The organism is Haloarcula sp. MBLA0138, from assembly GCF_055632455.1.
The window spans coordinates 2,470,122-2,482,582 of sequence record NZ_CM145746.1; the positions used below are offsets into that span (position 1 = coordinate 2,470,122).

At 70.6% G+C, this 12,461-nt stretch carries 13 protein-coding genes; 11 read left to right on the top strand and 2 right to left on the bottom strand.

Features of this window, described 5'->3' with window-relative positions:
• Positions 1-68 precede the first annotated feature (68 nt).
• The 10 genes from ACV7JO_RS13195 to ACV7JO_RS13240 all read left to right on the top strand — a co-directional run bounded on the left by ACV7JO_RS13195 (position 69) and on the right by ACV7JO_RS13240 (position 9,998).
• A complete protein-coding gene (locus ACV7JO_RS13195) occupies positions 69-2,486 on the top strand; it encodes a bacterio-opsin activator domain-containing protein (RefSeq protein ID WP_470353868.1) in 2,418 nt (805 codons plus the stop codon).
• Positions 2,487-2,635: 149 nt separating this feature from the next.
• Positions 2,636-3,643: an AAA family ATPase gene (locus tag ACV7JO_RS13200; RefSeq protein ID WP_470355784.1), complete on the top strand. Its 1,008-nt coding sequence runs from the start codon at positions 2,636-2,638 to the stop codon at positions 3,641-3,643.
• Between the two features lie 92 nt (positions 3,644-3,735).
• Positions 3,736-4,041, top strand: a complete 306-nt coding sequence (locus ACV7JO_RS13205; protein ID WP_470353869.1) for a 30S ribosomal protein S24e — start codon at positions 3,736-3,738, stop codon at positions 4,039-4,041.
• Complete coding sequence (locus ACV7JO_RS13210; RefSeq protein WP_470353870.1) at positions 4,041-4,172, top strand: 30S ribosomal protein S27ae; 132 nt, start codon at positions 4,041-4,043, stop codon at positions 4,170-4,172. Before ACV7JO_RS13205 ends, ACV7JO_RS13210 begins: the two co-directional genes overlap by 1 nt.
• A gap of 6 nt (positions 4,173-4,178) precedes the next feature.
• Positions 4,179-5,864, top strand: a complete 1,686-nt coding sequence (locus ACV7JO_RS13215) for a bifunctional N(6)-L-threonylcarbamoyladenine synthase/serine/threonine protein kinase (RefSeq protein WP_470353871.1) — start codon at positions 4,179-4,181, stop codon at positions 5,862-5,864.
• 40 nt (positions 5,865-5,904) lie between these two features.
• Positions 5,905-6,321, top strand: coding sequence for an EamA family transporter (locus ACV7JO_RS13220; protein ID WP_470353872.1), 417 nt, complete (start codon positions 5,905-5,907; stop codon positions 6,319-6,321).
• A 64-nt stretch (positions 6,322-6,385) separates the two neighbouring features.
• On the top strand, positions 6,386-6,658 hold the full coding sequence (locus ACV7JO_RS13225; protein ID WP_470353873.1) for a DUF5808 domain-containing protein: 273 nt from the start codon (positions 6,386-6,388) through the stop codon (positions 6,656-6,658).
• Between the two features lie 48 nt (positions 6,659-6,706).
• Complete coding sequence (locus ACV7JO_RS13230; protein WP_470353874.1) at positions 6,707-7,357, top strand: non-canonical purine NTP pyrophosphatase; 651 nt, start codon at positions 6,707-6,709, stop codon at positions 7,355-7,357.
• Positions 7,347-8,171, top strand: a complete 825-nt coding sequence (locus ACV7JO_RS13235) for an SDR family NAD(P)-dependent oxidoreductase (RefSeq protein WP_470353875.1) — start codon at positions 7,347-7,349, stop codon at positions 8,169-8,171. Before ACV7JO_RS13230 ends, ACV7JO_RS13235 begins: the two co-directional genes overlap by 11 nt.
• A 129-nt stretch (positions 8,172-8,300) precedes the next feature.
• Positions 8,301-9,998, top strand: a complete 1,698-nt coding sequence (locus ACV7JO_RS13240; protein ID WP_470353876.1) for a methyl-accepting chemotaxis protein — start codon at positions 8,301-8,303, stop codon at positions 9,996-9,998.
• Here the strand turns inward: ACV7JO_RS13240 and ACV7JO_RS13245 are convergent.
• Together ACV7JO_RS13245 and ACV7JO_RS13250 are read right to left on the bottom strand one after the other, a co-directional pair.
• The gene (locus ACV7JO_RS13245; RefSeq protein ID WP_470353877.1) at positions 9,995-10,489 is read right to left on the bottom strand and encodes a DUF7384 family protein; all 495 of its coding nucleotides are present in this window, start codon (positions 10,487-10,489) and stop codon (positions 9,995-9,997) included. The genes ACV7JO_RS13240 and ACV7JO_RS13245 overlap by 4 nt on opposite strands.
• 266 nt (positions 10,490-10,755) lie before the next feature.
• Positions 10,756-11,415 carry a potassium channel family protein gene (locus ACV7JO_RS13250; protein WP_470353878.1) on the bottom strand — a complete coding sequence of 220 codons (660 nt, stop codon included), beginning with the start codon at positions 11,413-11,415 and terminating at the stop codon, positions 10,756-10,758.
• A 98-nt stretch (positions 11,416-11,513) separates the two neighbouring features.
• Here ACV7JO_RS13250 and rnz point away from each other — a divergent pair, with 98 nt between their 5' ends.
• Positions 11,514-12,434, top strand: a complete 921-nt coding sequence (gene rnz, locus ACV7JO_RS13255; protein ID WP_470353879.1) for a ribonuclease Z — start codon at positions 11,514-11,516, stop codon at positions 12,432-12,434.
• The last annotated feature ends 27 nt before the right edge of the window (positions 12,435-12,461 follow it).

Genomic DNA, 12,461 nt, shown 5'->3' on the forward strand with positions numbered 1-12,461 from the left:
GGCCTGTCGGGCGAATGGAGCCGACGGACCCCGAATCTTATTATGCGGCTATCACTAACTGGTTAGGAATGACAGAGCGAGTTCGCGTGCTGGTATGCGGGGGCGACGAGGAGCGGGTCGGGGAGACGGCGGCGGGACTGGAGCGGGCAGACGGGTCGCTGGACGTGGTCACGGCGGGGACGGACGTGTCGGCCGGCGAGGTCGGCCCGGTCGACTGCGTCGTCGCCCAGACGGCCGAGGTACCGGCCGTCGCGGCGGCCCTGCGCTCGGAGCGGGGGGCGCTCCCGGTGGTGGGCTTCGGGGCGGGCGACCCCGGTGTCGTCGCCAGCGCGCTCGACGACGGGGTGACCGACTACGTCCAGCGCGGGGCCGACCCGCAGTACGTCGTGTTGGCTCACCGCGTCCGCGACGCGGTGCCGGACAGTCGGCGCGTGGCCGCGGACGCCGCGACGGCCGCTACGGCGGAGTTCGACAGGTACGCCGAGGTCATCGGCGCGCTCGACGACGGCGTCTACGCGCTGGACGACGCCGGCCGGTTCGTGTTCGTCAACGAGGCGATGACGGAGCTGACGGGGTACGCGGCCGAGGAACTGCTTGGCGAACACACGAGCGTCATCAAGGACCGCGAGACCGTCGAGCGGGCCGAGGAGCGCCTCGCGGCGCTGCTCTCGGACGACGGCCCGGACGAGGTCGGGACGACGTTCGAACTGGAGTTGCGGACGCGGGACGGCGCGACCGTCCCCTGCGAGGACCACATGACGGTGCTGTTCGGCCCGGGCGGCGAGTTCCGCGGTTCGGCGGGAGTCATCCGCGACATCGCCGAGCGGCGGCGGCGCGAGGAGATGCTCGACAGCCTCCAAGAGACCTCGCGGGCGCTGATGCAGGCCCCGAGCCGGGAGGCGGTCGCCGACATCGTCGCCGGGGCCGCCGAGTCCGCGCTCGGACTCGACCTGAACGTCGTCCACCTCTACGACGCCGCCGAGCAGGTGTTGCGGCCCGCCGCGACGACCGAGGCGACGACCGATCGACTCGGCGAGCAGCCGGTGTACGGCCTCGACGAGGGCCGTCCCGGCACCGTCTTTGCCTCCGGTGAGCCGGTGAGCGACGGCGACCTCCCGGCGACGGCCGACGCGGGCGTCCGGTCGGCCATCTGCTACCCCGTCGGCGTCCACGGCACGCTCAGCGTCCTCTCGACCGAGGCCGACGCCTTCGACGACATCGACCGGCAGGTCGCGGCGCTGCTGGCGACCAACGCCGCGGCGGCGTGCAACCGGGCGAAGCGGGAACAGGAGGTCCGGGAGACCCGCGAGCGCATCGAGACCATCCTCGACCGCATCAACGGCCTCATCGAGAACACCGTCGAGGTGTTGGTCGAGGCGACGACCCGCGAGGCCGTCGAGGCCGGCGTCTGCGCGGAACTGGCCGCGGCGGACCCGTACGTCTTCGCGTGGCTGGGCCGCCCGGACGTGCGCGACGACAGCGTCGAGGCCCGCGAGTGGGCCGGCGAGGTCCCCCTCGACGTGGCCGAGACGACGCTTCCGATGGGCGGCGACGCACCGGCGGCGCGGGCGCTGCGGGACGGGCAGTCGGTCGTCGTCGAGGCGTTGGACGACATCGAGACCGAGTGGGCCGCGGACGCGCGGGCCGCCGGCATCGAGTCGCTGATGGCCGTGCCGCTGACCTACGGCGGGTCTAACTACGGCGTCCTGACGGTCTGTGCGGACCGCGCCGACGCCTTCGACAGCCGCGAGCGCGTCGTGTTGGAGGCGCTGGGCGAGGCCGTCGCCAACGCAGTCAACGCCATCGAGAGCGGGAAGATTCTCTCGGCCGACGAGGTTGTCGAACTGGAGTTCACCGTCGACGACCGCGACCTCCTGCTCAGCCGGGTGTCCGCGTCGACCGGCGCGACTCTGACCTCCGAGGAGGCGGTCACACAGGACGACGGCTCGCTCAGGCTGTACCTGACCGCCGAGGGGGCCGACAGCGAGGCGGTCCGGGAGGCGCTCGAATCGGAGGCGACGGTGCAGGCGGTCAGGCGCGTCGCCGAACACGAGGGGGCGGCGCTGTTCGACGTGACCGTCGGCGAGTCGCTCGTCTCGACGCTGGTCGACCACGGCGCGGTCCCGAAGGCCGTCGGCGGCGCGGACGGCGTCGCCCGCTACACCATCGAACTTCCCTACCAGACCGACGCCCGCGAGGTGTTCGGCCTCGTCGAGGAGACCTACGACGGCACCGACCTCGCGGGTTACCACGAACACGAGCGCCCGGTCCAGACCCGACAGGAGTTCCGCGCCTCGCTGTCCGAGCGGTTCACCGACCGCCAAGAGACGGCGCTGCGGACGGCCTTCCTCGGAGGGTTCTTCGAGTGGCCCCGCGAGGTCGACGGCGACGAACTCGCCGGCGCGATGGACATCTCGCGGCCGACCTACCACCAGCACCTCCGGGCCGCACAGCAGAAGGTTTTCGAGGAGCTTTTCGAAGGCTAGCGAGACGCCGAGCGCTAGCGAGGGGTCTCGGCGGAACGGCGAGCGACGGGCGCGAACGGAGTGAGCGGCCCTCGAAAGCGACGCGGTGACCGATGGGAACCGCGGAGCGAGGGATACTTGTCGGCCCCTCCCTTACCGGCGAGCGACAGATGGACGCCCCGCTGTGGACCGAGACCCACGCGCCGACGCTTTCGGACATCCCGCAGCCACGCGCCCGCGAACACCTGCAGGGGGCCGTCGAGGAGCCGATGAACCTGCTGGTCCACGGGCCGAAGGGGGCGGGTAAGACCGCCGGGGTTCGGGCGTTCGCCCGCGAGGTCCACCCCAACCCCGACGCGGACTTCACGGAAGTCAACGTCGCCGACGTCTTCGACATGACCAAAAAGGAGGTCGCCAACGACCCTCGGTTCGCGTCGTTCATCGACAGCAAGCGCCGGCGGGAGTCCTCCAAGACCGACCTCATCAACCACGTCCTCAAGGAGTCAGCCAGTTACTCGCCGGTGTCGGGGAGCTACAAGACGATTCTGCTGGACAACGCCGAGGGGATGCGCGAGGACTTCCAGCAGGCGCTCCGGCGAGTGATGGAGCAGTACTACGAGGCCACGCAGTTCGTCATCGCCACGCGCCAGCCCTCGGCGCTGATTCCGCCTATCCGGTCGCGGTGTTTCCCGGTCGTGATGCGTGCGCCGACCCACGAGGAGACCGTCGGCGTGTTGGGGGACGTGGTACAGGCCGAAGAGGTGCCCCACGACGACGACGGACTGGAGTACGTCGCCGGCTACGCCGAGGGGGACCTCCGGCGGGCCGTCCTCGCCGCGCAGGCGACCTACGAGGACCACGGCGAGGTGACGATGGACGCCGCCTACGAGGCGCTGGAGGCGCTGGAGGCCGACGACGCCGTCGAAGAGATGGTCGCCGCCGCCGAGGAAGGGCGCTTCACCGACGCCCGCTCGACGCTCGACGACCTGCTGATAGACGAGGGCTACGGGGCCGAGGACGTGCTGGAGGAGGTGCTCGAAGTCGCCCGCTCGCGGTACACCGGCGACCGACTGGCGGCGGTCCACCGGCTGGCCGGCGAGACGGACATGGCGCTGACAGAGGCCGCCAACGAGCGGATTCACCTCGCGCAGTTGCTCGCCGAGTTGGGTCGGCAGTGAGGCGGTCGCAGCGACCGGCAGACCCGCAAACGGCCGGTCCACGGCTTCGAAATCCTTTTACGCGCTTCGACGGGAGATATGAGCAACGAACCATGGACATCGACATCATCGCGGAAGACGAGAATCCGATGTTGCACCGGACGGACGTCCGATTCGAGGTCGTCCACGACGAGGCGACGCCGTCGCGGCTCTCCGTGCGGGACTCGCTGGCCGCCACGCTGAACAAGGACGCCGAGGAAGTCGTCATCCACGAACTCGACACGAAATTCGGCATGCGCAAGACCGTCGGCTACGCGAAGGTCTACGACAACCCCGAGTACGCCCGCGACGTGGAGCAAGAGCACATGCTCGAACGCAACAAGATCGTCGCCGACGGCGAGGAGGGCGAGGAGGCATAATGGCCCGCAACGAGTACTACGAGGACGGCGAACTGGCCCGCGAGAACTGCCCCCGCTGTGGCGATACGGTGCTTGCCGACCACGACGACCGCCAGCACTGCGGCAAGTGCGGCTACACCGAGTGGAAGTAAGGCGAGATGCGGATTCTCGGCATCGAAGGTACCGCGTGGGCAGCCAGCGCTGCGGTCTACGAGACGGCCGACCCGGCGCGTGCCGACGGCGACGACGTCTCAATCGAGACCGACGCCTACCAGCCCGATAGCGGCGGCATCCACCCCCGCGAGGCCGCCGAACACATGGGCGAGGCCGTCCCCGAAGTCGTCGAGACGGCGCTAGCCCACGCCCGGGAGCGAGCAGGGAGTGGCCCGCCCGTCGACGCCGTCGCCTTCTCTCGCGGGCCGGGGCTGGGGCCCTGTCTGCGCATCGTCGCCACCGCCGCGCGGGCCGTTTCCCAGCGCCTCGACGTGCCGCTGGTGGGCGTCAACCACATGGTCGCCCACCTCGAAGTCGGCCGGCACCGGTCTGGCTTCGCCTCGCCGGTGTGTCTGAACGCCTCCGGCGCGAACGCGCACGTCTTGGGCTACCGGAACGGGCGCTACCGCGTGCTCGGCGAGACGATGGACACCGGCGTCGGCAACGCCATCGACAAGTTCACCCGCCACGTCGGCTGGCAACACCCCGGCGGGCCGAAAGTCGAGGCCCGCGCCCGGGAGGGGGAGTACCACCCGCTGCCCTACGTCGTCAAGGGGATGGACTTCTCCTTCTCGGGCGTGATGTCAGCGGCCAAGCAGGCCGTCGACGACGGCGTCCCCGTCGAGAACGTCTGTCGCGGACTGGAAGAAACGGTGTTCGCCATGCTCACCGAGGTCAGCGAACGGGCGCTGTCGCTGACGGGGGCTGACGAACTCGTGTTGGGCGGGGGCGTCGGACAGAACCGCCGCCTACAGGGGATGCTCCGGGAGATGTGCGCCCAGCGCGGGGCCGACTTCTACGCCCCCGAGGACCGGTTCCTGCGGGACAATGCCGGCATGATAGCGATGCTCGGCGCGAAGATGTACGCCGCCGGCGACACGCTCCCCGTCGAGTCGTCGGGCATCGACTCGGACTTCCGGCCCGACGAGGTGGCGGTGACGTGGCGCGAGGGGGACGCGGGTCCCGCCGGCGCTGGCGAGCGGGGATCGTCCGCGACCGGCGACCGCTCCGGCCCGGACGGAGAGGCCGTACAGGGGGCCGAGGCGACTGTTTCCTTCGAGGGCGACCGAGTCGTGAAAGAGCGCGTCCCACGGACCTACCGGCACCCCGACCTTGACGAGCGGCTTCGCGTCGAGCGCACGAGACAGGAGGCCCGCCTCACCAGCGAGGCCCGGCGCAACGGCGTGCCGACGCCGCTGGTGTGGGACGTCGACCCCGCCGAGACCCGCATCGTCTTCCAGCGTGTCGGGGCGGCAGACTTGCGGGACGCCCTCGCCGAGCCGCGGGTCCGGGACGTGGGCCGTCACCTCGCGCGCATCCACGACGCCGGCTTCGTCCACGGGGACCCGACGACGCGAAACGTGCGGGTCGCCGGGACCGAGACGGCGGCCGAGCGAGCGAGCGCGTCGCCCGACACCTTCCTCATCGACTTCGGACTGGGCTACTACACGGACGACGCCGAGGACCACGCGATGGACCTCCACGTCCTCGCGCAGTCGCTGTCGGGCACCGCCGCCGACGCCGACCGGCTGGTGGCCGCCGCCGAGGCGGCCTACCGCGCGGAGAGCGGCCACGCCGACGCCGTCTTCGACAGCCTCGCCGCCATCGAGGGCCGCGGCCGGTACCGGTGACACCGGAATCTACACGGGCGGGCCGCCCGTCACCGTGGACGTGAACTACATCCTCTGGGCGCTGGTCGCGCTCGCGGGCTACACGCTGGTCCCGCCGCTGGTCAGTTACGCCACGGCCGACATCCCCAGCAACGTGGTGTTGGTCGTCAGCAACGGCATCCTCGTGGTCGCCGGCATCGGGCTGCTGGCCGTCTCCGACGTCTCGGTGACGCGCTATCTCACCCACGAGCGGGCGGTGTACATGTACGGGGCCGGCGCGGCGCTGACCGTCGGCATCGTGGCCTACTACCGGGCGCTGGCCGCGGGGCCGGTCAGCGTCGTCACGCCGGTCTTCGGGATGTTCCTCGCAACGAGTTCCCTCGTCGGTATCGTCGCGCTGGACGAACCACTGACGGCGCGGAAGGCGGCCGGCGTCGGCTTCGCGGTGCTGGCGGTGTATCTCACGTCCGTCGAGTGAGCGCGTGTGGTCACCGGTGGGGGTAGTGATAACTGACTTAACGACGGAATGAGTACGCGACGGTATGGTAGAGAAACCGCAGTCGGGGACCATCTTCGGCGTGCCGTACAACTTCGAGCGACCGAGTCTCAAGCGCCTCGTCTCCTCGTATTGGCAGCCCGGGGACGGGATGCTCGTCGAGAAGCCCTTCGGCGTCGGCTACACGCTGAACCTCGCCAACTGGCGCTCGTGGGTCGTCCTCGCAGTCGCGGGCGTGATGCTCTACCTCGACAGCGACGAGGCCGGTCCCCTCGACGAGGACGAGGAGGACGAACCGGTCGAGGTCGTCGTCGACTGAGGCCTCGTTTTCGACGGCTCTTTGCCGCTGGCCGGCCCCGAACCGCGTATGCTCAACTTCGTGACGACCAACCCCGGGAAGGTCCGGGAGGCGACGACGTACTTGGACGACGAGGTCGTCCAGTTCGACTTCGACTACCCCGAGATTCAGGCCGACGACCTCGGGGCGGTCGCCGCCGACGGTGCCCGGAGCGCCTACCGGGCGGCCGACGGGCCGGTCATCGTCGACGACGCGGGCCTGTTCGTCGACGCGTTCGACGGCTTCCCCGGGCCGTACTCCTCGTACGTCGAGGACACCGTCGGCGTCGAGGGGGTCTGGCGACTGACCGAACCCGAAAGCGACCACGGCGCGGCGTTCAAGACCGTCATCGCCTACTGTGACGGCGAGGGGTTCGCGGCCACGCCCGAACCGGTCGACCGGACTGAGCGCCGCGGCCCCGACCAGTCGGCCGCCGGGCGGCCCGCGGCGACCACCGACGAGCAGGTCCGGGGCGGCGACGACACGCTCCCGGTGAAGCTGTTCGAGGGGCGCGTCCCCGGTGAACTCGTCGCGCCCCGCGGGGACGGCGGCTTCGGCTTCGACCCCGTCTTCGAACACGACGGGACGACCTTCGCGGAGATGAGTACCGAGGAGAAAAACGCCGTCTCCCACCGCGGACGGGCGCTGTCGAAGTTCGCGGAGTGGTACGGTGAGCGATAGCGAAGCGGACGGCGACCCCGACGCGCCAGTCCCCGCGGTCCGGGACCGCGAGACGGCGCTGATAACGGGCGGTTCCGGTGGCATCGGCGCGGCGCTAGCCCGCGAGTTCGCCGCCCACGGCCACGACGTGGTACTGGTCGCCCGGCGCGAGGACCGCCTGCGGTCGCTCGCGGCCGACATCGAGGCCGCCCACGGCGTGACGGCGACGCCCATCGAGATGGACTTAGACCGGGCCGAGGCCGCCGAGACGCTCCACGGGATGGTCACCGAGCGTGGGCTGGACGTGGGAATACTCGTCAACAACGTCGGCGTGGGCACCTACGGCCCCTTCGCCGACAGCGACCTCGACGCCGAGCGCACCCAGTTGCGGCTGAACGTCGTCCTGCCGGTCGAACTGACCCGGCTGTTCCTCGACGGGTTCGCCGACGGCGGCGCGGTGTTGAACGTCGGTTCCGTCGCCGGCTTCCAGCCGGGACCGATGCTGTCGGGCTACTACGCCAGCAAGGCCTACGTCAACAGCTTCACCGAGGCGCTGGCCGAGGAACACCGCGACACGCCCGTCGACGTGACGCTCCTGTGTCCCGGCCCCGTCGACACCGAGTTCCAGTCCCGGGCCGGGATGGGCGACTCGGCGGTCGGGTCGCTCACGTCGAACGCGCCCGCGGCGGTCGCCGCCGCGGCCTACGAGGGACTGGCGGCCGGCGAGACCGTCGTGATTCCGAGCCGGTTGATGCGGGCGGTTGACCTGCTCGGGCGCGTGACCCCGCGGGCGCTCGTCCGGCGGGCGGCGGCGTGGGTCAACAGCGACCGGTAGTATCGAACGCGAAACGCGAGAGCGGAACGGCCCGCAGCGGTATCGGCTCGCCGTTTGGCCGGTGCACCTATTTTCAGTTCCCGAGAATAGCGGGTCCTATTGAAATAATGGACGACGAAAGTGTTCGGTATGACGACCGGTCCGCTCGCTCGGTACAAGGAACTGATACGCTGGTCCGTCGACGCCGTCGGCGTTGCCGGTTCCATCGAACGGAAGGTGTTGGCCGCCGTCGGCCTCCAGTTCGCCGCGGCGGTCGCGTTGACCGTCGTCGCGTTCGCGTTCTCGGGGACCGTCCAGTTGGTACTCACGGCGCTGCTTTTCGTCGGTGCCACCGTCGCCTTCGCTAACACCGTCTTCATCACCCGCGAGGACATCGTCGCGCCCATCGTCGAACTCGACGCGGCCGCCGAGCGTATCGCGGCCGGCGAGGTGGACGTGGCGGTGCCCGACAGCGAGCGCGACGACGAGGTGGCGCGCCTCGTGACCTCCTTCGGCGAGATGCAGGCCTCGCTGGCGACCGTCTCGGCCCAAGCCGACGCCTTGGCGCGACAGGAGTTCGATGCCGACGTACTCGACGAGGACGTGCCGGGTACGTTCGGGGACTCGCTGGACCGGATGGCCGCCAGCCTCGACGACTACACGACGGAGCTGCAGGCGATGACCGACGACCTCGAACGGCGCTCGCAGGCGCTTGGCGACCTCGTGACGGCCTTTGGCGACGCGGCCGAGCGCGCCAAGGACGGCGACCTCACGGCGACCATCGACGGCGACTTCGACGAGGTCGACGAGCAGTTCCAGCGGGTCGTCACCGACTACAACGACCTCGTGACGACGCTGGCCGAGACGGTCGGCGAGGTGACCGACTTCGCCGACGAGGTCGCGGAGTCCAGCGACCGGGTGAGCGAGAGCATGGCCCAGATAGACGACGCCAGCGACGAGATCGCCCGCTCGGTGCAGGAGATATCCGCGGGCGCGAGCCAGCAAGCAGAGCGCAACGACGCCGTCACCGACGAGATGGAGTCGCTGTCGGCCACCGTCGAGGAGATAGCGGCCACGGCCGACGACGCCGCGTCGACCGCCGAGCGAGCGGCCCAGCGGGGCCGCGAGGGCCGCGAGGAGGCCGCCACGGCCATCGACGAACTCGACGAGATGGAGCGCCGTATCGGCGACATCGCCGACGCGGTCGAGGGGTTGGCCGACCAGATAGCCGAGATAGACGACATCGTCGACGTCATCGGTGACATCGCCGAGCAGACGAACATGCTGGCGCTGAACGCCTCCATCGAGGCGGCCCGAGCGGACGACGACGGCGACGGGTTCGCCGTCGTCGCCGACGAGGTGAAGGCGCTGGCCGAGGAGACCCGCGACGCCGCCGAGGACGTCTCGGACCGAATCGCCAGCGTCCAACTCGAAGTCGCCGACACCGTCGAGGCAGTCGAGACCACCGACGAGCAGGTCGCCGACAGCGCCGCCACCATCGAGGGAGCGCTGCGGGACTTCGAGGGCGTCGTGGACGTGGTCGGCGAGGTCAACGACGCGATGCAGGAGATATCGGCGGCGACCGGCGAGCAGGCGACGACCACCGAGGGGGTCGTCGAGACCGTCGAGGAAGTGGCAGCGGTCAGCGAGGAGACCAGCGCGGAGGCCGAGTCCGCCGCGGCCGCCACGGAGGAACAGACCGCGACCATCTCGGAGGTCAGCGACGAACTGCGCTCGGTGGCCGAGCGGACCGACGACCTCACCGCGTTGCTGTCGCAGTTCGAGGTCGAGGGCGAGCGGTCGGCGGCCGACGCGACCGACCCGCTCGCGGCCTCGGCCGACGACTAATCCCGCGGGTCCCGGTCCGGGCCGGGGTAAGCGTCGTCGTGGCTGGCCTCGTACAGCGCGGCCGGGTCGAACAACCGAGCGAAGGCGTCGGGCGACCGGACGCTGACCCGCATGCGCCCTTGCAGGGTCGCGCCCGCCTCGGCGCTTCGCAGTTCCTCGTCGTAGGTCAACAGGTGGGCCGCGCCGCCGCGGTAGGCGCTCGCAAGCGCCGGGTGGTCGCCCGCAGGGTGAGCGACCGCCGTCCGGTCGCGCGCGATTCGCTCGCGCCAATCGGCCGCGAGGCCGGCATCCGCGAGGGCGGCGACGACCGCCTCGGCCTCGTCAAGCAGGCGGTCGCTGGCGACCAGCGTCGTCCACGAGTGCCGGCGGAGGTGGTCCAGCGCGGCCCGGGCGTGGTTGTCGCCGCCCGCGGCCGCCGACGGGCCACACAGCAGGTCCGCCGCCAACACGTCGGCGTCGGCGACGACGCGGGTGGGGTCACTCTCGGGCATCGTCACGGTGGGCGGCAAGCGTCTCGCGGACCCGCTCGACGGCGGTGTCGTACTGCCCGGCGCGCTCGAAGAGGTCGGCCCAGTCCATGCCCGCCCCGAGGGGGGCGACGGACAAAAAGCCGCGCCGTCTGCCGCGTGTCTGACGGGTATTTATTCCGGACGACCGCTTCGCCTCCACACGGGCGCGCATCGACGGCCTCAGTTCACTGTCACAGACAGTGCTCCCATCCTCCCGTGGCGCGCCCGGACACCGCAACCCTCTCCTCTCAGGCGTCGCCGCGCAGCGCCGCTCGGACAGCCTCGAGTTCGTCCGGCGTCGACATCACCGCGACGCTGTCGCCGGCGGCTATCTCGGTGCGTGGCAGCGGAATCGTCATCGGCTCGTGGGCACGGCCGTGGGCGTAGATGCGGGCGTCGCCGGGCAGTTCCACCTCGACGACGCGCTTGCCGACGAACGGCGACCCGTCGGGGACGGCGACGCTCGCCACCGAGAGCTGTTCGGTGAGGTCCGCCAAGACGTTGAAATCCCCGCCCAGCAGAGCCGTCTTCGCGCCGGCAGCGCCCAGCCGCTCGGGGTAGATTATCTCGTCCACGTCGGCGGCGTACTTCTCGTATATCTCCTCGCGGTAGTCCGCGTCGATGCGCAACACGGTCCGACAGCCGTGTTCTTTGGCTATCATGCAGGCCGTGAAGTTCGTGTTCAGGTCGCCGGTCAGCGCGCCGATGGCGTCGGCCGCGTCGATGTCGGCCTCCGCCAGGACCGCCTCCTCGCTGCCGTCGCCCCGGACGACGGTGAACCCGTCGTCTTCGGCCCGGTCGGCTTTGGCCTCGTCGCGCTCGACGACGACGAGGTCGTGGCCCTCGCTCTGGAGGATGCGGGCGGTCCGGATGCCGACGCGGCCGTACCCCACGATGACGAATCGCATGGCTGCCGGTACGACGCCCACCATTAAAAATGATAGCGTGTCACACACCCCGGGCGGGTCCGACACGCGTTTACCCGTCGACGGCCCACGACCGAGTGATGCGCGTGACGTTCCTCGGGACGAGCGGGGCCGTACCGACGACACAGCGGAACACCAGCGGCGTGTTCGTCAACCGGGACGGCGACTACCTCCTGTTCGACTGCGGCGAGGGAACCCAGCGCCAGATGATGCGCTTTGGCACCGGCTTCGGCGTCGACCACCTGTTCGTCACGCACCTGCACGGCGACCACGTGCTGGGGATTCCGGGGCTGCTCCAGACGTGGGACTTCAACGAGCGCGACCGGGCCGTCGCCGTCCACACGCCCGCCGGCACCCGCGGGAACGTCACCCAACTCATCGAGGCCAACGGGGCCACGCCCTCCTATCCGGTCCGCATCAACGAGGTGTCGGCCGGCGACACCGTGTTGGACCGCGACGAGTACGCGGTCAGGGCCGTCCGCACCGAACACCGCTGTGCGTCGGTGGGCTACGCCGTCGTCGAAGACGACCGGAAAGGGGAGTTCGACCGCGAGAAAGCCGAGGAGGAGTTGGGCATCCCGCCCGGCCCGAAGTACTCGAAGCTCCACCGGGGCGAACCGGTCGAACACGACGGCCGGACCGTCCGTCCCGAGGAGGTCGTCGGCCCGTCCCGCCCGGGCCGGACGCTGGTCTACACCGGCGACACGCTCCCGACCGACAGCGTCGTCGCGGCCGCCGCGGATGCCGACCTGCTGATTCACGACGCCACCTTCGCCGACGACCTCGCCGACCGCGCCGAGGCGACGGCCCACTCGACGGCTCGCGAGGCCGCCGGGGTGGCCGCCGAGGCCGGCGCGAAGCGGCTGGCGCTGACCCACGTCTCGACGCGGTACGCCGGCGGCGCGGACCGGCTGGCCAGCGAGGCCCGCGAGGCCTTCGACGGCGAGGTGTTCGTCGCCGAGGACGGGATGGAGCGGCGAGTCCCGTTCCCGGAGGCCTGAGCCGCGGCGTCGGCCGGAATAGTACGA